Origin of the sequence: Flavobacterium sp. LHD-80 (assembly GCF_030929605.1) — a bacterium.
Taxonomy (GTDB): Bacteria; Bacteroidota; Bacteroidia; order Flavobacteriales; family Flavobacteriaceae; genus Flavobacterium.
The window spans coordinates 455,935-477,558 of sequence record NZ_JAVFVS010000004.1 but is presented as its reverse complement, the minus strand read 5'-3'; the positions used below and the strand labels follow the sequence as shown (position 1 = coordinate 477,558).

Here is a 21,624-nt window from a genome sequence, read left to right as displayed (position 1 = left end):
CATTTTTTAGATTTAAAAAGTGTTATTTTAACATTAATAACTTCAAGTTTTATAAGATTAATCATAACACTTTATTAATTTTTTTAAAGGGTTTTAGTAATAGTAAGGTTCTAGTTTCGCAGGAAATCAAACTAAAACACAATGAAAAAAATTTATTTATTAGTTACATTTATGCTTTTAGCCTTTTCCGGTTATGCTCAAAAAGCAATAATTTCTGGAAAAGTATTAGATATTGATGACAAACTTCCTTTGCCTGGAGCGATGATTCAAATCGTGGGCGAAAACAAATACACGGTATCCGACTACAACGGCCGTTTTGAACTTTTAAACATAAATGCAGGAACCTATAAACTTGAAGTAAAATATATAGGATACACCTCTATAACCAAAGAAATAACAGTAGAACAAGGAAAAAACAATGTAATTGATTTTGCTTTAAAAACTTCAGGAACTGAGCTGAATGAAGTTGTTGTTGGAGACATTTTAAAAGGTCAGGCAAAAGCTTTGAATCAGCAAAAAAACAACAAAAATATTGGAAACGTAATTTCATCTGATCAAGTGGGGCGTTTTCCTGATGCCAATGTTGGAGACGCTTTAAAACGTGTTCCAGGTATTACAATGCAAAATGATCAAGGTGAAGCTCGAAACATTATTATTAGAGGTTTGGCTCCGTCATTGAACTCGGTTACGTTAAATGGTGACCGAATTCCGTCTGCAGAAGGAGACAACAGAAACGTGCAAATGGACTTAATTCCGTCTGATATGATTTCGACTATCGAAGTAAACAAAACATTAACTTCTGACATGGATGCTGATGCGATTGGAGGTTCTGTAAACTTAATTACAAGAGCGACTCCAAATGGTGAAAGAATCTCTGCAACACTTGCGGGAGGTTATTTGCCAATTCGTGAGCACGCCTCGTACACTGCAGGTTTAGTTTACGGAAATCGTTTTTTCGATAATAAACTTGGAGCGGTTTTCAGCGGATCGTATAATAATGTGGATTACGGTTCTGACAACATCGAAAACGAATGGGTTAAAGATGATTTCGGAAATGAATATTTACAAGCTTCAGAAATTAGAAAATATGATGTGCAGCGTATTCGTCGCAGCGGATCTGTTGCTTTAGACTATAAATTTGACGAAAACAATACCATTTTTGCCAATGCAATTTATAACTGGAGAGATGACAGAGAAAACCGTTTTAGAACGACTTACGATGATATTGAACCAATTTACAACGGCGAACAAATTACTGGTTTTGAAGGTCGTGTAAAACGCCAGACAAAAGGCGGCGTTGACAGCAACCGAAATAAAAACAGAAGATTAGAAGATCAGCGCGTTCAGAATTATTCAATTCGCGGAGAGCATTTGATCAATTCTACTTTAGATTTAGACTGGTCTGCCAATTATGCAAAAGCTAGAGAATACCGTCCTCAAGAGCGTTATATTGAATATCGTCAGAAAGGATTGGAAATGATGGAAGATTTATCTGACCCAAGATTTCCTTTAATGACAACTGTTGGTGAATCTGTAGATGAATTTAAATTTGATTCGGTTACCGAAAATACAGATGAAACAAGTGAAAGTGAATTTGGAGCGAAAGTAAATATCCGTTTTCCTTTCTCAGTAATTGCAGGAGAAAAAGGAAGATTAAGAACCGGTTTAAGACTTCGTTTGAAAGAAAAAGAAAGAAACAACTCTTTTTATTCATATGAACCAATTAATGACGGAATGGAATTATTATCTGAAGTTCCAACAAGTTATTACGACGGAAAAAACTTTAATCCAGGAAGCAAATATGTACCAGGAACTTTTGCATCAGCTGCCTTTTTAGGAGGTTTGGATTTAAATAACCCAACATTATTTGACAAAGAAGCTGATCCAGCAGAATATTTAGCTGTAAACTATAACGCTAAAGAAAGAATTACCGCTGCTTACGTAAGATGGGATCAAGATTTTAATGATAAACTTTCAATGGTTTTAGGTTTCCGTATTGAAAACACTCATATTGATTATACAGGAAACCGAGTTTTAGATGAGGAAGAATTAGAAAGCCAAATCAACACGACAAACTCGTACACTAATTTATTGCCAAGCATTTCATTTCAGTATAATGTTACTAAAGATCTAGTTTTAAGAGCTGCTGCAACAACAGCTTTGGCGCGTCCAAACTATTATGCATTGGCACCTTACGTAAACAATATTGCTGCTGATAAAGAAATTACAGCTGGAAATCCAGATCTTGATGCTACTTATTCGTACAATTATGATTTTATGGCCGAGAATTATTTCAAATCTGTTGGTTTGATTTCTGGAGGTGTTTTCTACAAAAGATTAAATGACTTCATTTACAACTACAGCGACAATCAATATACAGATGCAAAATTTGCTGCTGATTTTCCAAATCAAATCAATCCAATTCCAGCTGGCGAAAACTGGTCATTTTTACAATCTAGAAACGGAGACAAAGTTGATGTTTACGGATTTGAGGTTGCTTTTCAACGTCAGTTAGATTTCTTGCCTGGTAAATTCCTTAAAGGATTTGGTATCTATTTGAACTATACTTACACGAAATCGAAAGCTCAAGGAATTGCTGATGAAGATGGAAATGAAAGAAACGATATCAGTCTTCCGGGCACAACGCCTCATATGTTCAACGGATCTTTATCTTGGGAAAACAAACGTTTTTCTGCTAGAATTTCGACCAACTTTACTTCTGATTATTTAGATGAATTAGGTTCAGAATCATACAAAGACAGTTATTATGACAAGCAGTTTTTCTTAGATGCGAATGCTTCTTATAAAATCACAAAACAACTTCGCGTTTTTGCTGAAGCCAATAACTTGACTAATCAGCCGTTGCGTTATTATCAAGGAGTTGAAGCGCATACAAAACAAGCTGAATATTATCAGGCACGTTACAATTTCGGATTGAAATTAGACTTGTAAAATCAATTATAAAAACGACTAAATTAGACAGGACTTTTCGGTTCTGTCTAATTCATTTAACATAAACATCAGAATGAAAAATAAATCGATACTATCATTTTTACTTTTAACTGCATTATTTACCGCTTGCAAAGACGATAAATTAGCGCCAATTCAGCCAAATGCAGTAAAACCAACAGCAGTTACTCAAGCTTTGCCTCACGATACAGATGATCCATCGATTTGGATTCACCCAACTGACACTTCAAAAAGTATTATTGTGGGAACTGATAAAGATACCGATGGCGCTTTGTATGCTTTTGATTTGAATGGAAAAATCCTTAAAAAATCAATTCCGTTAAAGCGCCCAAACAATGTTGATATCGCTTACGGATTAATTATCGACGGAAAAAAAGTTGATATTGCTGTTACCACAGAACGCGAAAGCAACAAAATCAGAATTTTTAGTTTACCTGATTTAGAACCAATTGACAATGGCGGAATTCCAGTTTTTGAAGGAGATGCAGAAAAAGATCCAATGGGAGTTGCTTTGTATACACGCCCAAGCGACAAGAAGATTTTTGCTATTGTGGGAAGAAAAACAGGACCTTCTGGAAATTATTTATGGCAGTATGAACTTTCAGGAAATGGAAAATTTATTGCTGCAAAAGTGGTTCGTAAATTTGGAACTTACAGCGGAAAAAAAGAAATCGAAGCTATTGCAGTTGACAACGAATTAGGCTTTGTTTACTATTGCGACGAACAAGTTGGAATTAGAAAATACAAAGCTGATCCTGCTTCAAATGATAATAAAGAATTGGCACTTTTCGGCCAAAAAGATTTTAAAGCTGATCATGAAGGAATTGCGATTTATAAAAAAACAGATTCTACGGGATATATTTTAGTGTCAAATCAACAAGCAAATTCTTTTATGGTTTACCCAAGAGAAGGTGCCAACGAAAATCCAAATAATCATCCTTTATTAGCCGAAGTTCCAACGTCAACAATTGAATGTGACGGTGCCGATGTTACAAATATAAACTTAGGTCCAAAATATAAAAACGGGCTTTTCGTAGCCATGAGCAACGGAATGACGTTTCATTATTATGCTTGGGATTTGATCCAGAAACGTATTGATTCGCAGACGAAATAAAGTGGTCAGTGGTTAGTTTTTTAGTGGTCAGTTTTTAAAATGATGTCAAATATTTTCACTTTGACTGAACACTAAAAACTGAACACTGCATACTAAAAAAAAAGCTGTTCATCACTGAACAGCTTTTTTAATTTTGAATTAGTAATTGCCCCTTTATTCTGTAATCGGTGCTCCTGCTAAAATTTCAGCATTCGCAAATTCTTCAAATTTGGCAAAATTAGCTTTGAATTTTTGAGCTAATTCTAACGCTTTTTTATCGTATAAATCTTTGTCTGCCCAAGTATTTCTCGGATTCAAAATTTCCTCTGGAACATTTGGACAAGATTGTGGTTTTGCAATTCCAAATACTGCGTGATCTTTGTACTCTACATTATCCAATTCACCGTTTAATGCAGCAGTAATCATAGCACGAGTATATTTTAATTTCATACGGCTTCCTGTTCCGTAAGGACCTCCAGTCCAACCTGTGTTGATCAACCAAACTTTTACATTCGCATCTTTCATTTTTTTGCTTAGCATTTCAGCATATTTTGTTGGATGCAAAGGCATAAATGGTGCTCCAAAACAAGCAGAGAAATTTGGCTGTGGCTCTGTTACACCAGCTTCAGTTCCAGCTACTTTTGCAGTATATCCAGAAATAAAATGGTACGCTGCCTGACCCGGAGTCAATCTTGAGATTGGAGGCAAAATTCCGAAAGAATCTGCCGTCAAGAAAAATATATTTTTAGGATTGTGGCCAATTGAACCTGGCTGAATATTATCAATATGTGTTATTGGGTAACTTACACGTGTATTTTGAGTGATCGAAACATCATCATAATCTACTTCATTAGTTCCTGTTTTGAAAACCACATTTTCTAAAAGCGCACCTTTTTTGATTGCTCTGTAAATGTCTGGTTCATTCTCTTCAGATAAGTTGATTACTTTTGCGTAGCATCCGCCTTCAAAATTGAAAACTGAATTCTCGCTTGTCCATCCGTGTTCATCGTCTCCAATTAATTTACGTTCTGGATCTGCAGATAAAGTAGTTTTTCCTGTTCCAGATAATCCGAAGAAAATTGCAGTATCTCCATTTTTACCAACATTAGCACTACAGTGCATTGGAAGTGTATTTTTAAAAACTGGCAAAATGAAATTCAAAGCAGAGAAAATCCCTTTTTTCATTTCTCCTGTATAACCAGTTCCACCAATAAGAGCGATTTTTTTAGTAAAATCTAAAATAGCAAAATTAGACTGACGCGTTCCGTCAACAGCAGGATCTGCCATGAAACTTGGTGCGCAAACTACTGTCCATTCTGGAGTAAAATTTGTTAATTCAGACTCTTCTGGTCTTAAGAACATATTGTAGCAAAACAAGTTTGACCAAGCCGTTTCAGTTACAACACGAACATTTAATCTGTACTTATCATCAGAACAAACGTATGAATCACGAACAAAAACTTCTTTGTCTGATAAAAACTTTGTTACCTTATTATATAGTTTTTCAAAAGCTTCTGGTGCAAAAGGAATATTTACATTTCCCCACCAAACTTTATCTTCTGTAATCGCATCTTTTACAATAAAACGATCTTGTGGAGAACGTCCTGTAAATTCACCCGTATTAATAGCCAATGCTCCTGTTGAGCTTTCGACACCCTGGCCTGATTGTAAAGTAATGGCATGCAATTCATCTGGGGATAATTGATAGCGAACTTTAGCATTTTCAATTCCTAATTCTTTTAACGAAATCGATTGCGAGAAAAGTGTGTTAGTGTCCATAAATTTTAAGTTGTGTGTGATGTTTGATAGAATGCAAAATTACAGATTTATTGTAAATCCTTTAAAAATATTTCAATTTCACTTTTATTTATATCAAAAAAGCAAAAAATGAAGTTTAAATTCAATAAAATAAAAAAATAAGAGCCTCTAATTTGTTATCTTATAACCTATTGCGCCAATTTGTTATATTTTTCTCTTTTTAAAGTGAAAAACAAAATAAATTCACACAAATACGATTATATGTTATTTATGAGACAAAATTAAATATTAATTTTTAGATAGAATTTTTTATTCGGGATTTTATGATTTTTGCCTTAAAATCGTAACGAATAATGTCAACCAAGCAACAATTAATAGCAATCCGCCTAAAGGTGTTGCGAATCCTATAAATTTAAAATCGAATAAAGTGAAGTTTTTTGTAGCTAATAAATAAATAGAACCACTAAAAAGAACTACACCGCCAACAACCAAATTATAAATTGTTTTTAATGTTTTTTCGGAGATATCTTTTCGGGTTGAAACAAAGAATAAAAAGAAAGCATGATACATTTGATAACGAACTCCAACTTCAAAAGTATTTAGTTCTTCAACTGATAAATATTTTTTTAGCAAATGAGCTCCAAAAGCGCCTAAAATAATAGCCAACATTCCGATAAAAGCTCCCGTCAAAACTATTCTTCTTTTCATGTTTTTGTTTTCTAATTACTATGCAAAAATACTCAATACAATTAGAAAAAGACACTAGCTTTTTGCCAAAAAATAGAACAGAAACTGAAAAATTTACATTTTAACTTATTTCAAAAATAAATTACATTTTTTCTTATTTCAGATTGTTATATTTATAACATTTTAATATATTTGTGTTATAAATATAAAACATGAGAAGCATATTAATTTTTGGAGCGGGTCGCTCAGCGTCGTCATTAATTCGTTATTTACTTTCAAAATCGGAGAGCGAGAACCTTCATTTGGTTGTTGCGGATCTCTCTTTGGCTTTAGCAGAAAAAAAGACTCAAAAACACCCAAATGCAACTCCAATTGCTTTAGATATTTTTAATGCTGAAGAAAGAAAATCGGCAATAGAAAAAGCTTCGATTGTAATTTCGATGCTTCCTGCTCATTTGCATATTGAAATTGCCAAAGATTGTCTTTATTTCAAAAAACATCTTGTTACAGCATCTTATATAAGTGACGCCATGCAAGCGCTTCACGAAGAAGCCAAGAAAAACAATTTGATTTTTATGAATGAAATTGGCCTTGATCCCGGAATTGATCATATGAGCGCCATGAAAGTAATTGATGAAATCAGATCAAAAGGTGGCAAAATGCTTTTGTTTGAATCTTTCTGTGGCGGACTTGTAGCACCAGAATCCGACAATAATTTGTGGAATTACAAATTTACTTGGGCACCTCGAAATGTCGTTTTAGCAGGTCAGGGTGGCGCAGCTAAATTTGTTCAGGAAGGCACTTATAAATATATCCCATACAGCGCTTTATTTCGCAGAACTGAATTTCTGGAAGTAGAGGGTTATGGGAAATTTGAAGCGTATTCAAACCGCGATTCACTTAAATACAGATCGGTTTACGGACTTGATGATGTTTTGACTTTATACAGAGGAACAATTCGAAGAGTTGGTTTTTCTAAAGCTTGGAACATGTTTGTTCAACTCGGAATGACGGATGACAGTTATGTTATAGAAGATTCTGAAAATATGAGCTACCGCCAATTTATGAATTCGTTTCTACCTTATCATCCAACAGATTCTGTTGAAATTAAAACCCGTTTTATTCTTAAAATTGATCAGGACGATATTATGTGGGATAAACTTTTGGAGCTGGATTTATTCAACCCAAATAAAAAAGTAAACTTGCCAAATGCGACTCCGGCTCAGATTTTAGAAAAAATATTGACCGACAGCTGGACTTTGGAAACTGAAGACAAAGACATGATTGTCATGTATCATAAATTCGGCTACGAATTAAACGGCGAAAAGAAACAAATTGACTCAAAAATGGTTTGCATTGGCGACGATCAGACGTATACTGCAATGGCAAAAACAGTTGGACTTCCGGTTGCAATGGCAACATTATTAATTTTAAACGGAAAAATCACAACTCCAGGCGTTCAGCTTCCGATAAAAAAGGAAGTTTACGAACCAATATTAAATGAATTAGAAGAGTACGGTGTTATTTTTAACGAACAGACTGTACCTTATTTTGGATACAACCCGGACTTGTTTTAGTCCAGTTTTTTGATTTTTATTTTTTAGAATTTTTTTTTAGTTTATTTTATCCGCTTCTGTGATGCAAAAGAAGCGGATTTTTTTTTGCAAGGGACAAAGTGGCAAAGGGACAGAGATTTTTTTTCCTTTGAGTTAGACGCACTGGAGTACATCACTACAAAAAACCTTTGAACCTTTGTCCCTTTGAAACTTTGTCTCTTTGAAACTTTGTCTCTTTGGACCTTTGCCCCTCTGAACCTAAAAAATTTACGGTGCCGATTGAACGGTTATTGGCAATTTATACAGAACACGAACTGGCTGTCCATTATGAGTTCCCGGACTCCATTTTGGCGAAAGTTTCAAAACACGGATTGCCTCATCGCCCATTCCGAACCCTAAATCTTTGACTATATTGAATTCTGAAAGCGAACCGTCTGTTTCAATCATAAATTCCATATATATTTTCCCTTGAATCTTAGTTGAACCCGCTTCTGCTGGTACTTTGAAATTTTTCCCTACAAATTTGTAGAACTCCAATATTCCACCTGGAAATTCTGGCTGTTTATCGATTTCGTTTACAATTGCTGTAGTTTCTTTTCCTGGCATTTTTTGAGTTTGTTCAGAAGCTACAGCAGTCTTCATCTCTTCAGCGTTTATTGGCCAGAAATCCATTTTGACTGAAATCGGCTTCCAATCGGCTTTTCCATAATTTTCTGAAGGCAGAAATTTTGGACTAGATTTCAAAATACGAAGTATTTCAGTTTCCGTTTCTTCTCCATTTCCATTGACAGCCTTTATATTTTCAAGGCTTCCGTCTTTTCCAAAAAGAAACGTTATACTAGCTATTTCATCCTTTTTATCAATTCCCTCCGGACTTTTATAATTATTTAAAATATAATTTGATAATTTCCCTATTGCACTTTGCAATGCTGGCTGATTTACTTTCATTCCTGCCAAATTATAACCCGAACTCATCATTATTTCAGGCCTTTTTGTCGCAACATTTTCATTTTTTCCTGCACCAACTTTCCATTTTGAGCCTGAACTACTACTGTTCTCTGCGATCTGATTACTTGCATAAACTTCATTGTCTGCTTTACTAGACTGTGCTACACTTTTTGTGCAAACAAAAAAAACAAGTCCAGAAAATAACGGCAAAAGCATCATTTTAGAAAGCAATATTTTTGTTTTTGAAACTGATTTTGTCATCATAATAAATCTTTTTTTAATTACTGAATAATTTAAGTTACTAGTCAATCCTGAAATAGGATTTGTATTTGCATGCGCAAGCAATAGATTTTGATAAAACGGAACATCATTAAAAGAAGTTACCACATTTTCATCGGCAAGAAATTCATGATTAAGCTGAATGGCTTTTTTATAGAAAATAAAAAGAGGATTGAACCAAAAAACAGTTTTTAAAACCTCAACAAATAAAATGTCTAAAGTGTGTTTTTGAGCAACGTGAATTAGTTCATGAGAGTATAATTCGGCTTCAATTTTTCTGTTTTGATAATCTGTTTTATTTAAAAAAATATAATTCAAAAAAGTATGCGGTTGCGTTGGCGCATCAACCAAAACCAAGTTCGCATTTTTATAAACAACAATCTCATTGGACTTTACTTTCGAAACAATCTTCAAAATATTTCTAACAAAACGAAAAATCAATACCAGCGTAACTAATCCATAAAAACCCCATAATAGCAGTGACACATAATCAATCGACTGAACTACAATTACCTTGCTCTGAATCGGAATATTTTGCACAAAATACTTATAAGTCTGTTGCGTTTCTGTCACAACTTCAATAGTTATAAATGGCAAAATCAACGAAAAAACAAAACTGAACAAAAGGTAAAACCTATTGAATTTGTGCATTTTTTGTCTTTCTAAAACCAAATGATACACAATCAAAAGCACAAATAAACTCAAAGAGGATTTATATAGAAAGTCCATCATTTTTTCTTTTTTTGAATTTCTGAATCAATTATTTTCTTTAGATCTTCCAATTCTGAAGCACTCAAATTCGTTTCAGTTGTAAAAAACGAAGCAAATTGCGATGCCGAATTATTGAAGAAATTACTGATCAATCCTTTTACGTGTTTCGAAAAATAGTCTGTTTTCTTTACCAAAGGATAGTATTCTCTTGAATTTCCAAATTCGTTATAAGCAACAAATTTCTTATCAATCATTCGTTTCAATAAAGTCGCAACGGTTGTTGTCGCCGGCTTTGGCTCTGGATACGCTTCAAGTAAATCTTTCATAAAAGCTTTTTCAAGCTTCCATAAATGTTCCATTAATTGTTCTTCTGAGTTTGATAATTGCATTTTTTTTAGGTTCTAAGGTTCTGATACTATCCCGAAGCATCGGGACTAAGGTTTTCTCTCTTGTTTATTTTTTTCTGAAGAATAAAATCTATTCTTTACTCTTTACTCTTTACTCTTTACTCTTTACTCTTTACTCTTTACTCTTTACTCTTTACTCTTTACTCTTTACTCTTTACTCTTTACTCTTTACTCTTTACTCTTTACTCTTTACTCTTTAATATTTAATATTTTCAAGTTTTTCCAATTCAGGTAATTCTTTTTTATAAGCCTCCACATTCCATTCTATATTCATTTTTGCCGCATATTCTGCTATAGGCCCAAGTCCAACTTCTGCGCGTCTTTTATCTACGTTATCTGGATCTATCAAAGGCGATATATGCCATTTATTAGTTATACGATTCTTTGCTGTTTGACTCCCGTAAATTTGATGTTTTCCTTCTCTTAAAGCTACTCTATCTTCCAAATAAGCAAGATTTATTGGGCTTGCATTACCATTTTTAACTGCCTGTCTCAACATTGGCAAATACTTTTGCTGATATTTTAAAGGAGAATGCTGAATTACCAAAAACAAAGTCTTATTTCCTTGAACACCAACAATGTTTTTCCCTAACCATCCTCTTTCATCCAGTATTTTCATAACCTTGATAAGATTAACACTGTCCTTTCTTATCATAATTTTACCAATACTGTCAATTTTCTTTTTATCCGATTTTGGGGATTTATAAACATTCATAAATTCTCCGCGAATTTCCTGATCTTCTGTATAAATCTCCGAAAGTTCTTTTTCAAGCGCCTTATCATAATTTGCCCCGATAATCTCTAACTTCTTTTGCAGTTTTTCAATTGTTTTTCCCCATTCTTTTTCTGAGTGCAACGATTTTAAATCCATTTCAATTTGAAGTTCATCCATGTTTTGAAATCCATTGTCAATGGCCAGATTCAGCCATTTAAATGCCTTTTTGTTTTCTTTTGCCATAGATGCAGAACAGCCTGCACTGTAAAAATTCTTCGCAGATTTTTGCTCCATTTTAAAAGCTTTATCATAATACGCAACAGACATTTTATAGTTTTCCTTTCCGTAGCAAGAATCTGCTTTACGAATCCATTCTTTGTAAGTCTGCGCTTTCGCGGAAAGACAAATCATGACAATAAAACTAAAAGCAATTATTTTTTTCATGGTTTGATGCTAGTGCTTTATTTGATTTTTTGTTCCGAGATTAATTCGCCTTTGTTGTAATTTCTAATGCTTTTTAATTTTCCTTTATCCGAATAGAATTTCCATTCTCCAAAATAAAACCAATGCGTTTCAACCGAATTCGATTCTAATTTTGTTTTTCCTTTTGATTCTAGTTTTCCGTTTTCGTAATAACTTTTTACGATACAAATCCCGTTTTTATATTTTTCGGTTTTATAAAGCTTTCCGTTTATATATGATTTCCACTTTTTTACTGGAACATCATGTTTGTAATATTCAAACGATTTGTAAACTGTGCTGTCTTGCTTATAATTATCAATCCAAACGCCTTCTTTCTTATGATCAATTTTCTGATTGACCAATTTGCTTTTACAGCTTAAAAACAATAATCCAGATAACAATAATAAAAAATAGCTTTTCATAAAAATAATTATTTCTACATCTATAGACATTGCTCTACAAATGTAGAAATAAAAATTATGCATGCAACTTTTATAGCAAAAATTTTATTCAATTAAAATTTTTGCTATTGTTTATCAGGTTCTTGAATAGAAATTGGAAGATGAAATTCAGCCGGTACCACTTTGCCATTTAGTTTGCCAGGTATCCATTTTTGGGATAATCGCAAAACTCTCAAAGCCTCTTCACCTGTACCGTAGCCAAGATCTTTTTCGACTTTCATATCGGTTAGTGATCCATCTTTTTGTACTATAAAAGTAACGCGTATGGTTCCTTTTATCACAATTCCTTCTGGTGTTGAGGGCACTTTAAAATGTTTACCAGCAAATTTATAAAACTCCGGCATACCGCCAGGATAAGTTGGTTTTTCAGTCAAATCTGCTGTTTGATAATAGCTAACTTTTGGCTTTGCTTCTTGCGCAGTGGTTCTGACATTGAAAAACAAAACAAAAGCAAAACACAAAACTATTTTTATCTTGAAAACCGAATTTAATTTTGGATACATAGCGGTATTTTTTTAAGTTATTCTCTTATAAAAATACTAATTTAATTTAAATGCGTTAATTACAACTCTAAAATATTAAGTATCAAAAAACTGAGTAGACAATGCGATTTAAAATTTAACCGCAAAGAACGCAAGTTTTTTTTCTTAAAGTCACGTTTATAAACACAAAGTTCGCAAAGCTTTATCCATATAGCTTTGCGAACTTTTATAAATCTTACTGAAGAATCTTAGCGCCCGATGGTTATCGGGATTGCGTAAATCTTAGCGTCCTTTGCGGTTAAAAAAACTACTTAGAAAGCTCTACGAAATACTTGTAAAACAACGGAATAGTTTCAATTCCTTTCAAGTAATTAAAGATTCCGAAATGTTCGTTTGGCGAGTGAATAGCATCAGAATCCAAACCAAATCCCATCAAAATCGTTTTACTTTTTAATTCTTTCTCAAACAAAGCCACAATTGGAATACTTCCTCCAGAACGAACCGGAATTGCAGGAACTCCAAACGTTTCTGTATACGCTTTATTTGCCGCTTGATAACCAATGCTGTCAATTGGCGTTACATAACCTTGACCACCGTGGTGCGGATTAACTTTTACCGTTACTCCGGCCGGAGCAATGCTTGTGAAATGTTTTGTGAAAAGTTCTGTGATCTCTTCCCAATCCTGATTTGGAACCAAACGCATTGAGATTTTAGCGAAAGCTTTACTCGCAATAACCGTTTTAGCACCTTCGCCAGTATAACCGCCCCAGATTCCGTTTACGTCTAATGTCGGACGGATTGAGTTGCGTTCGTTGGTTACATATCCTTTTTCACCGTAAACATCAGCAATGTTTAAAGCATTTTTATATTTTTCTAAACTAAAAGGCGCTTTTGCCATTTCAGCTCTTTCTTCTGCAGATAATTCCTGAACTTTATCATAGAATCCTGGAATCGTAATATGATTGTTTTCGTCGTGAAGCGAAGCAATCATTTTTGCCAAAATATTAATTGGGTTCGCCACAGCGCCACCGTACAATCCTGAATGCAAATCGCGGTTTGGACCTGTAACTTCAACCTCAACATAACTCAAACCTCTTAAACCTGTCGTGATTGACGGTTGTTGGTTTGAAATCATTCCTGTATCTGAAATCAAAATAACGTCGTTTTTCAGTTTTTCCTGATTGCGTTCTACGAACCAAGCCAAACTTGCCGAACCAACTTCTTCTTCACCTTCGATCATGAATTTTACGTTACAGGGCAACGTATTGCTTTGTACCATTAATTCAAGCGCTTTTACGTGCATGTACATTTGACCTTTGTCGTCACATGCTCCACGCGCGAAGATTGCTCCGTCAGGGTGAATATCTGTAGTTTTGATAACGGGTTCAAATGGTGGTGAAGTCCATAATTCTAATGGATCTGGCGGTTGAACATCATAGTGTCCGTAAACTAAAACCGTTGGAAGATTTGGATCGATTATTTTCTCTCCGTAGATAATTGGGTAACCTGGAGTGTCGCAAGTTTCGACAAAATCGCAGCCTGCTTTTGATAAACTTTCTTTTACAGCCTCTGCTGTATCAATAACATCTTGCGAGTATGCAGTGTCAGCACTTACCGACGGAATCTTTAATAATTCGATCAATTCATTGATAAACCGATCTTTATGTTGTTGAACGTAGGACTTAATATTTTCCATTTAAATTATTTTTATAGAAACCCAAAAGTACAAAAAAGAGAATTAATAATTTTTTTGAAATTTTTCTTTGAATATTCGAAAGTATGCTTATCTTTGCACCCACAATTACGCGGATATGGTGAAATTGGTAGACATGCCAGACTTAGGATCTGGTGCCGCAAGGCGTGTAGGTTCGAGTCCTATTATCCGCACTAAAAAAGCTTCTGAAGATATTTCAGAAGCTTTTTTGTTTTTTAGCACTTTCGTCTAAATACAAATATCCACAATCTTGTCATTCCGAGGAACGAGGAATCTCCGCAAGTAGCTCTACAAAGATTGTCGATTTAGATTGTGGAGTTTCTCGCGGAGATTCCTCGTTCCTCGGAATGACAAAAATGGCGATTCTGATTGCGAAGATGGATTAAAATCCATCCCTACAATATAGTCCGTTCCTTCGGAACTCTTTTGTAAATTTTCAAAACAAAAAACATCAACTATCTATTTTTTATATTAGTCGGTATCGTTATTTTTACTTTTTAATAAATCTTCAATCAAGTTAATCGGCTTTGTTTTAAACTTATAACTATGTTCCAAAAATCATCTTTTGCACTTCTTCTCGTTTTTATTCTAAGTTCCTGTGCTGTTCAGCAAAAAAGTTTAGAAATAAACGATTGGTATGCTTTTACAAAATCTAATACAGCACAACAAGAACCCTCAAAAGTATATGAGTTCGCAGACGGAATGATTCGTATGCACGGAGAAGATCCAAGTTGTTTGATGACCAAAAAAAGCTATAAAAACTTCGAACTTACGCTTGAATACAGATGGAATCTTGACGAGAAATACCAAATGAAAGGCACAAAAAACAGCGGTGTGATGTATAATATTCCGCTAGATGCTTCGGATAGAATCTGGCCAAAAGGAATTCAATTTCAAATAAAAGAAAAAACTACCGGAGATTTTATCTTTTTGGATCAAGTAACAGCAAAAGTAAACGGGAAATTAGTTGAAGCTGGCGCAAGTGTAGTTTCTCCTAAGTTTTTAGAAAATGAAAAACCGTATGGCGAATGGAATTTGGTTGTAATTAAATCTTTCAACGGAAAAATCACGCAATATTTGAACGGGAAATTGGTAAATGAATGTACGGAAGTTTCTTCTACTGAAGGTAAAATTTCTTTGAATTATGAGCGTTCGCCAATTGATTTCAAAAACATCAAAATAAAAAATATCTCGAAATAAATTTAAACAAAAAAATTCTTCCCAATTCTACGCAACCATTTTGATATTCAAACATCTATTAAAAAAAGATTGTTATGAAAAAAATGATTTGTTTCCTAATTCTGACTTTAGGAATTGTAGGTTGTTCTTCAGAAGAAAGTGCTCCCGCAACGGAAAGCACTGATGCGAAATTTTACAACAAGACCGGTGAGGATATTGATAACTTGATTATCGGAAAAACTTTTATTGGTTCTTTAAAAAACGGAAGCTCGACGGCTTTCCTTGATATAAAGCAATTCCAACCTGATGGAAATCAATCATATGGGGTATTAAGCGCGATCTCAAACACCACAAAATTAACGCCCTCACTTTTTTATGGACTACCTTGGAATTGGTGCGGTACAGGGAGAAGTGATGATTACAAAGACCCTAATGTTTTTGATATTATCAAAATAAAAAACGACAACGGAACTACTAGCCTATATTTAGTAATACATTACTAGAGAATATTTCATTAAGAAAAAAAAAAGACTTCTTTAAAAGACTTACCATTTAACCAACCATTTTGATATTCAACTAACCAACTCAAAAATTGCCATGAAAAAATTAATCTGTTTCCTGACTTTTACTTTAGGAATTCTTGGCTGTTCTTCTGACGGCGATACCATTACAAATTCATTTGAGAAAATTGATGCCTATACTACTCAAAGCTTAACCGACATTTCCTTTAGCAATAAAAACCAAGGAATAATTTGTGGGAGTTTCGGATTTTTAGCAAAAACCAATACCGGAGGAAAAACATGGAGCGTATTAAATGTAGGAGATAAGCAAACATTTATGAGCGCTTTTATGGTAAATGAACAAAAATTCTACACCGCAAGATTAGATATGTTTGTTACTACAAATTCTGGCACTACGTTTAACAAAATTGAAAGTGTTTCGGGTGCTTCAACTATTTTTGATATTAAATTTTTTAATCCTTCAAAAGGGTTGCTGGTAAGAGCTGGTTCGATATTAAAATCCAATGATTCTGGAAATACTTGGACAAAAAAATATGATGGTTATACTGTAGATAATTTAGTAATAACTTCAGATTTAGTTGCATATGCTTATGGTGGCTATACTAATAACAGTGTAGATAATGGAATAATTGTCAAAACTCTTGATGGCGGTGAAACCTGGACCCAAACATTAACTTCCGATTCAGATATTACCTCTCTTTCCTTTATATCAGATAATATTGGTTATTACATTAATTTTAAACGCGAATTATACAAAACTAGTAACGGATCAACCAGTTGGACAAAAATAGCAAACTTGCCAGGTTCCGGTTCTCCCACATCGATTTGTTTCACTAGCGAAAATATCGGATACTTTTCAACAGATGAAGGAAAAATTTTTGAAACTAAAAATGGTGGCTTAAATTGGAAAATAGTTTACAATAAAACCACTGACCTAATCTGGAAAATTATTGCAAAAGATGGTGCCGTATATGCAATAGGAAACAATGGATTATTTCTTAAGAAAAAATAAAAAACCTCATCTAAAACTGAAAGAAAGTCTAAACCCTTTTAAATCCTTTGTGTTTTTAATTGTTTAAAATATTAGTATTTTTGAAATTATAAAAATCTAATTACCAATACTTTAATTGTTTTAAATCTCAAACAAACTCAATTAAAAACAAATGAAGAAAAAGAAATTACTAGTTTTAATTTTAGGAATAATTTTCCTTTTCTTTTTTTCGAAAATGATAAGAAACTTTACCGTTGAGCAAGAAGTCCAAATTCTTAAATCGGAACATTTTGTTATTTCCTACAGCGGTATTTATAAAAGTGACGCTGAAAAAATCAGCAAAAATCTTGAAAATAAGTATTCGAAAATCAGAAGTGATTTGAAAGATTTGAAACACGAACAAATTGAAGTTTTTGTTTACGGTTCGCATCAAAAATTTAGCCTTGCCACTGGTTTAAACGGAAATGTAAACGGCACTAGTCGAGGGCCAAATGAATTTCATTTTGTTTGGACGAATTGGTTTAATTCCGTTTTTCCTGATGATCCTCTTAAAACTGCTGTTCATGAATTTACGCATTGTGTTCAGTTAAATATATTAATCGACAAAGCAAAAGAAACGATTATCACACAAGATCGACTGACTTTTGACAAGGAATTTGATAAAAAATTTGGAGCCGAATATCCGCGCTGGCTTTGGGAGTCGATCAGTATTTTTGAAGCTGGAGAAGTAAATTCGTTAAGCGTAAAATATGCCAAAAGCAAAAATCTAACTTTAGAAGATTTAAATCACAGCAATCAGATTTACAATATTGGTTATACAATAATCGAATATCTTACTCAAAAATGGGGAAATGATGTTTTGCCAAAATTGATTGCTTCATTCGGCAATATTGAAAAAACATTAAATATAACGACCAAAGAATTTGAGAAAGGCTGGATTGCTTTTTTGAATGAGAAGTATTAAAAAAATATTTCACGCAGATTTTCAAAAGATTTAAGCAGATAAACGCAGATAATTTTACTGTTACAATCAAAATTAAATCTGCTGAAATCTGCGTGAAACATAACTCTTTTTATACTATAAGCTATCAGGATTAAGAATTGGAATTTAACAATTCAATTATCTTATCCACATTAATTTCGCTGTAATCATTAATGTAAAAATCGCATACTGGAAGTTCTTCTTTTGTATGTGTGCTCAAAACGCCAACCACTTTCATCCCAGCATTTAGTCCCGCTGTAATACCTGAAAAAGAATCCTCAAAAACCACACAATCAGACGGAGAAACTCCAACACGGTCTGCCGATTTTAGATATACTTCAGGATTTGGTTTATGAAACGTAACATCTTCGCTTGCCATCATCGAATCCATTTTGCCTGCGATATTTAAGGCATTAATAATCAGATCCAAATTCGCACGCGGCGCCGATGTTGCAACGGCCGTTTTAAAACCACGTGATTTTAATTCGCTTAAAAAATCCAAATAATGCGGAATCGTATCGACTTTGTCTTTGTAAATTTCACGAAACATTCCTTCTTTTTCGTCTTCGAGTTTTAAAAGCTCTTCTCCTACGATCGGGCGTTTGAAGAAATGCGTCATGATATAACTGTTATGTTTTCCGTACATATGTTCTTCAAATTCTTCATTGGTATAAGGAACATTATATTTATCGAAAAACGCCTCAAAAGCCTTCACATGATGCGGATTGGTATGCGAAATCACGCCATCCATATCAAAAATTACACATTGCTGTTTCATTTTATGTTTTTGTTTTTAACGGTTGCAAGATACTGATAAGTGTGGTTTCTCGCAGAGTTTTTTTTAATCTCGCAAAGTCGCAAGGTCGCAAAGTTTTTGTTTCACGCAGATTTAAAAAAGATTTAAGCAGATAAACGCAGATAATTATCAAATTTAATCTGCTAAAATCTGCAAAATCTGCGTGAAAAAATCCTTTAAATCTTATTAAGCTATGACTTTAAAAATAAATCTTTGCGACTTTGCGAGATTAAACCCGTCAAAGATTGGCAAAAAAAAACTTTGCGAGATTAATTCTCTAGCCAATCCAAATTTTGCTTTTAACCAATGTCATAGTCTGTCTTAAATGCTGATTACATGCAATCAGAATAATCAAAACCACCAAACCATATCCCACAATCGTATAAATCTCCATATCGGCCAGTAAAGTGGCTTGTTTGGCAACTGTTCCGAAGACTTTTTTCAGAGCCAAAGTATTTGCGTTATCTGCAGAATATCCTTTTGCTATAAAACTTTGTGCGGTTGCAGTTATGGTTTGCTGGGCTTCGGGATTTTCGCCGGTTACGAATTGACTGAGTTTTAAGAAGTGTTTTTTATTCAAGAAAACCATTGCATTTTGCATCACGCAGAAACCAATTGTACTTCCCCAAAAACGCCCAGAAACTCCGACAATTCCCGAAGAAACTGCCATTTTTGCCGGAACCGATGATGTGGTAAATAAGATGAGCGGAACAAATAAAAAACCAACACCAATTCCTTGCAAAATATAGGGAATGATAATATCGCTCAACGCAACATCTGGTACAAAAAGAAACGTAAACCAGAAGTGGAAAATAGCAATGAGCGTAAAACCAATTATAAAAATAATTTTTGTAGAAACCGATTTCATCAGGAAATAAGCAGCTAAAATTAAACCGATTACATTTCCTAATCCGTTAATGTATTGCACGCCCGCAACGCGCGACGGATCCCAATTCCAAATCGAAAACATCGCCGAATGACAAAGACTCAGCGTCGCTCTGCTTATATAGAAAAGGAAAAACAATAAAAACCCGATTCTAAGATTGGCGTATTTAAAAACCTCAAAATCAAAAGTTGGTCTTTTTACCAAAAGTTCTTTAAAGATGAATAATCCGCCTGTAATCAAGGCAATCATCAACATCAGGATCATTTCAGAAGAATCAAACCAATATTTTTTCTCAGCATAAACAAAAAAGTAGGCACCGCAAAGAATGGCAGTTAAAACCAAAAAATAACTCATCCAGTCGATTTGATACAACGGAATTTTCTTTGTGATTCGGTGCCCACGAAAAGTAACTAAGATTAAAAAGACATTCAAAACCTGCAATCCGCCCGAAACATACAGCATGTATTTCCAATCGTAATGATCCAGAAACCAAACCGCAATATTCATAATAAAAGGCGTTGACAATAACAACGAGCCATAATAAAACGAAAAACCAATAATTATGGCATTTTTAGAATTAAACTGTTCAATCAATAATTGTCTGATTGTAATTACCGGAAGCGCCATTAGGATTCCCTCAGCGATTCTGAGCATTAAAAAAAGATAAAAATTGGTAATATATGCCGATGAAACAATCGTAATTCCAATTAAGGAATACACCGCCATCAAGTAATTTTTTGCAGGGAAAAAACTCGAAAATCGGCTTTCGATCAAAATCGTTGCCAGCAAAGTTCCGTATGTCACGCACATCGCAAACTGCAAATCTTCGGGCTCGATATCCAAAAAACTTGCTGCGTAGGTTACGTTTGAAGTATAAACTCCCAATAAAATCATGGAATGCAAAAGGCAGACAAACAAAATAATAATGATTGCCCATTTTGGAACCCAGGATTTAAAAATACTTTTATCTTCCATTTTAGTGTGCTGCGATCACAGTGATATTCATTCCCGCTCTTAAAAAATCGGTTTGTTTGTCGTTGCTTTTCAGCTGAATTCGAACCGGAATTCTTTGTTCGATTTTTACGAAGTTTCCCGTTGCATTATCAGGAGGAAGCAATGAAAATCTAGCACCACTCGCTGGCGATAAAGAAGCAATTGTACCAATAAATGTTTTGTCGCTCACAGCGTCTGCTTTTATTTCAACATCTTGTCCAACAGTTAAATATTGCAATTGCGTTTCTTTAAAATTGGCGGTAATCCATTTTTCTTTGCTTACAATAGAAAGCAATGATTGTCCTTCTTTTACCAATTGTCCCGGCTGTAAAGTTCGTTTTCCAACCCAGCCGTCGTAAGGCGCCGTAATGATCGTGTACGAAAGAAACAATGCCGCATTATCAGCCACCGCTTGTTTGGATGCAATATTGGTTTGTGTTGTTGGTACATTCGCTTCAGCAACAGAAGTGCTTAAAGTCGCAGAATGAATTCTATTTTTCATTTCCTCAAAATGCGCCTGCGCCGATTCATAATCGGCTTTTACTTTTTCTAATTGTTGCGAAGTTGCCGCCTCATCTTTTACCAAAGCTTTATATCTTTCGTATTCCAATTTAGTTTTCCAAAGATTCGATTTTGCACCTTCTAATTGCGATTCGTTAATTGCCGTTGCGCTTGCCGTTGTAACCGCATTTTTTTGCGCCACAACACTACTTTGCTGTGCGTTTTGAACATCGGCAAGAGCCACATTCAATTTTGATTTGTATTCGCGATTGTCAATCACCACCAAAGTATCTCCTTTATGCACAAACTGATTTTCGTTAAAACGAACTTCCTGTACATACCCCGTAATACGAGACATAATTGGCGTTACGTATTGCTCTACCTGTGCGTCATTGGTTTCTTCATGGTTTCTATTGAACACATAAAACCAAATTCCTAAAATGATTCCGCTCGCGACCAAAGCACAAGCAATAATTGTTATTAGTATATGAAACGTTCTGTTTCTTCTAGTTTCATTTTTTATCTTAACCAT

The 21,624-nt window shown here is 34.2% G+C and carries 18 protein-coding genes and 1 tRNA gene; 8 read left to right on the top strand and 11 right to left on the bottom strand.

Annotated elements, in window-relative coordinates:
* The first annotated feature begins 141 nt into the window (after window positions 1-141).
* Window positions 142-2,952, top strand: a complete 2,811-nt coding sequence (locus RB619_RS06625; protein ID WP_308095632.1) for a TonB-dependent receptor — start codon at window positions 142-144, stop codon at window positions 2,950-2,952.
* Window positions 2,953-3,025: 73 nt separating this feature from the next.
* Window positions 3,026-4,084, top strand: coding sequence for a phytase (locus RB619_RS06620; RefSeq protein ID WP_308095629.1), 1,059 nt, complete (start codon window positions 3,026-3,028; stop codon window positions 4,082-4,084).
* A gap of 153 nt (window positions 4,085-4,237) precedes the next feature.
* Here the strand turns inward: RB619_RS06620 and pckA are convergent, their stop codons facing one another.
* Both pckA and RB619_RS06610 read right to left on the bottom strand, forming a co-directional pair.
* Entirely contained in the window at window positions 4,238-5,842 is a 1,605-nt protein-coding gene (gene pckA, locus RB619_RS06615; protein WP_308095627.1) for a phosphoenolpyruvate carboxykinase (ATP), read from the bottom strand.
* Window positions 5,843-6,142: 300 nt separating this feature from the next.
* A complete protein-coding gene (locus tag RB619_RS06610) occupies window positions 6,143-6,529 on the bottom strand; it encodes a DUF423 domain-containing protein (protein ID WP_308095624.1) in 387 nt (128 codons plus the stop codon).
* A 191-nt stretch (window positions 6,530-6,720) separates the two neighbouring features.
* Between RB619_RS06610 and RB619_RS06605 the strand changes: the two genes are divergently transcribed.
* Window positions 6,721-8,085, top strand: a complete 1,365-nt coding sequence (locus tag RB619_RS06605) for a saccharopine dehydrogenase C-terminal domain-containing protein (protein ID WP_308095621.1) — start codon at window positions 6,721-6,723, stop codon at window positions 8,083-8,085.
* A gap of 246 nt (window positions 8,086-8,331) precedes the next feature.
* On the opposite strand, the gene RB619_RS06600 is transcribed toward RB619_RS06605, so the two are convergent.
* The 6 genes from RB619_RS06600 to RB619_RS06575 all read right to left on the bottom strand — a co-directional run bounded on the left by RB619_RS06600 (window position 8,332) and on the right by RB619_RS06575 (window position 14,225).
* Window positions 8,332-10,023, bottom strand: coding sequence for a M56 family metallopeptidase (locus RB619_RS06600; RefSeq protein ID WP_308095618.1), 1,692 nt, complete (start codon window positions 10,021-10,023; stop codon window positions 8,332-8,334).
* Window positions 10,020-10,391, bottom strand: coding sequence for a BlaI/MecI/CopY family transcriptional regulator (locus RB619_RS06595; protein ID WP_035645929.1), 372 nt, complete (start codon window positions 10,389-10,391; stop codon window positions 10,020-10,022). Before RB619_RS06595 ends, RB619_RS06600 begins: the two co-directional genes overlap by 4 nt.
* Before the next feature lie 214 nt (window positions 10,392-10,605).
* Complete coding sequence (locus RB619_RS06590; protein WP_308095616.1) at window positions 10,606-11,568, bottom strand: DUF6624 domain-containing protein; 963 nt, start codon at window positions 11,566-11,568, stop codon at window positions 10,606-10,608.
* A gap of 17 nt (window positions 11,569-11,585) precedes the next feature.
* Complete coding sequence (locus tag RB619_RS06585; RefSeq protein WP_308095614.1) at window positions 11,586-12,008, bottom strand: hypothetical protein; 423 nt, start codon at window positions 12,006-12,008, stop codon at window positions 11,586-11,588.
* A gap of 104 nt (window positions 12,009-12,112) precedes the next feature.
* Window positions 12,113-12,550, bottom strand: coding sequence for an energy transducer TonB (locus tag RB619_RS06580; RefSeq protein ID WP_308095612.1), 438 nt, complete (start codon window positions 12,548-12,550; stop codon window positions 12,113-12,115).
* A gap of 286 nt (window positions 12,551-12,836) precedes the next feature.
* The gene (locus tag RB619_RS06575; RefSeq protein ID WP_308095610.1) at window positions 12,837-14,225 is read right to left on the bottom strand and encodes a dipeptidase; all 1,389 of its coding nucleotides are present in this window, start codon (window positions 14,223-14,225) and stop codon (window positions 12,837-12,839) included.
* Window positions 14,226-14,334: 109 nt separating this feature from the next.
* On the opposite strand from RB619_RS06575, the gene RB619_RS06570 reads away from it, so the two are divergent.
* The 5 genes from RB619_RS06570 to RB619_RS06550 all read left to right on the top strand — a co-directional run bounded on the left by RB619_RS06570 (window position 14,335) and on the right by RB619_RS06550 (window position 17,898).
* Window positions 14,335-14,416 (top strand) — tRNA-Leu (locus RB619_RS06570).
* A 373-nt stretch (window positions 14,417-14,789) separates the two neighbouring features.
* On the top strand, window positions 14,790-15,443 hold the full coding sequence (locus tag RB619_RS06565) for a DUF1080 domain-containing protein (RefSeq protein ID WP_308095608.1): 654 nt from the start codon (window positions 14,790-14,792) through the stop codon (window positions 15,441-15,443).
* Window positions 15,444-15,517: 74 nt separating this feature from the next.
* A complete protein-coding gene (locus RB619_RS06560; protein WP_308095606.1) occupies window positions 15,518-15,925 on the top strand; it encodes a hypothetical protein in 408 nt (135 codons plus the stop codon).
* Between the two features lie 94 nt (window positions 15,926-16,019).
* Window positions 16,020-16,955, top strand: a complete 936-nt coding sequence (locus tag RB619_RS06555; RefSeq protein WP_308095604.1) for a YCF48-related protein — start codon at window positions 16,020-16,022, stop codon at window positions 16,953-16,955.
* Between the two features lie 214 nt (window positions 16,956-17,169).
* The gene (locus RB619_RS06550) at window positions 17,170-17,898 is read left to right on the top strand and encodes a DUF6055 domain-containing protein (RefSeq protein ID WP_308095602.1); all 729 of its coding nucleotides are present in this window, start codon (window positions 17,170-17,172) and stop codon (window positions 17,896-17,898) included.
* A gap of 130 nt (window positions 17,899-18,028) precedes the next feature.
* Here RB619_RS06550 and RB619_RS06545 read toward each other — a convergent pair whose 3' ends face one another.
* The 3 genes from RB619_RS06545 to RB619_RS06535 all read right to left on the bottom strand — a co-directional run bounded on the left by RB619_RS06545 (window position 18,029) and on the right by RB619_RS06535 (window position 21,624).
* The gene (locus tag RB619_RS06545; RefSeq protein ID WP_308095600.1) at window positions 18,029-18,694 is read right to left on the bottom strand and encodes an HAD family phosphatase; all 666 of its coding nucleotides are present in this window, start codon (window positions 18,692-18,694) and stop codon (window positions 18,029-18,031) included.
* A gap of 295 nt (window positions 18,695-18,989) precedes the next feature.
* Complete coding sequence (locus RB619_RS06540) at window positions 18,990-20,573, bottom strand: MFS transporter (protein WP_308095598.1); 1,584 nt, start codon at window positions 20,571-20,573, stop codon at window positions 18,990-18,992.
* Window position 20,574: 1 nt separating this feature from the next.
* Window positions 20,575-21,624 carry an HlyD family secretion protein gene (locus tag RB619_RS06535; RefSeq protein ID WP_308095596.1) on the bottom strand — a complete coding sequence of 350 codons (1,050 nt, stop codon included), beginning with the start codon at window positions 21,622-21,624 and terminating at the stop codon, window positions 20,575-20,577.

Excerpts from the sequence above, each read along its gene's own strand:
- RB619_RS06625 (WP_308095632.1), top strand. The coding sequence starts at position 142 with ATGAAAAAAATTTATTTATTAGTTACATTTATGCTTTTAGCCTTTTCC.
- RB619_RS06620 (WP_308095629.1), top strand. The coding sequence starts at position 3,026 with ATGAAAAATAAATCGATACTATCATTTTTACTTTTAACTGCATTATTT.
- pckA (WP_308095627.1), bottom strand. The coding sequence starts at position 5,842 with ATGGACACTAACACACTTTTCTCGCAATCGATTTCGTTAAAAGAATTA.
- RB619_RS06610 (WP_308095624.1), bottom strand. The coding sequence starts at position 6,529 with ATGAAAAGAAGAATAGTTTTGACGGGAGCTTTTATCGGAATGTTGGCT.
- RB619_RS06605 (WP_308095621.1), top strand. The coding sequence starts at position 6,721 with ATGAGAAGCATATTAATTTTTGGAGCGGGTCGCTCAGCGTCGTCATTA.
- RB619_RS06600 (WP_308095618.1), bottom strand. The coding sequence starts at position 10,023 with ATGATGGACTTTCTATATAAATCCTCTTTGAGTTTATTTGTGCTTTTG.
- RB619_RS06595 (WP_035645929.1), bottom strand. The coding sequence starts at position 10,391 with ATGCAATTATCAAACTCAGAAGAACAATTAATGGAACATTTATGGAAG.
- RB619_RS06590 (WP_308095616.1), bottom strand. The coding sequence starts at position 11,568 with ATGAAAAAAATAATTGCTTTTAGTTTTATTGTCATGATTTGTCTTTCC.
- RB619_RS06585 (WP_308095614.1), bottom strand. The coding sequence starts at position 12,008 with ATGAAAAGCTATTTTTTATTATTGTTATCTGGATTATTGTTTTTAAGC.
- RB619_RS06580 (WP_308095612.1), bottom strand. The coding sequence starts at position 12,550 with ATGTATCCAAAATTAAATTCGGTTTTCAAGATAAAAATAGTTTTGTGT.
- RB619_RS06575 (WP_308095610.1), bottom strand. The coding sequence starts at position 14,225 with ATGGAAAATATTAAGTCCTACGTTCAACAACATAAAGATCGGTTTATC.
- RB619_RS06565 (WP_308095608.1), top strand. The coding sequence starts at position 14,790 with ATGTTCCAAAAATCATCTTTTGCACTTCTTCTCGTTTTTATTCTAAGT.
- RB619_RS06560 (WP_308095606.1), top strand. The coding sequence starts at position 15,518 with ATGAAAAAAATGATTTGTTTCCTAATTCTGACTTTAGGAATTGTAGGT.
- RB619_RS06555 (WP_308095604.1), top strand. The coding sequence starts at position 16,020 with ATGAAAAAATTAATCTGTTTCCTGACTTTTACTTTAGGAATTCTTGGC.
- RB619_RS06550 (WP_308095602.1), top strand. The coding sequence starts at position 17,170 with ATGATAAGAAACTTTACCGTTGAGCAAGAAGTCCAAATTCTTAAATCG.
- RB619_RS06545 (WP_308095600.1), bottom strand. The coding sequence starts at position 18,694 with ATGAAACAGCAATGTGTAATTTTTGATATGGATGGCGTGATTTCGCAT.
- RB619_RS06540 (WP_308095598.1), bottom strand. The coding sequence starts at position 20,573 with ATGGAAGATAAAAGTATTTTTAAATCCTGGGTTCCAAAATGGGCAATC.
- RB619_RS06535 (WP_308095596.1), bottom strand. The coding sequence starts at position 21,624 with ATGGTTAAGATAAAAAATGAAACTAGAAGAAACAGAACGTTTCATATA.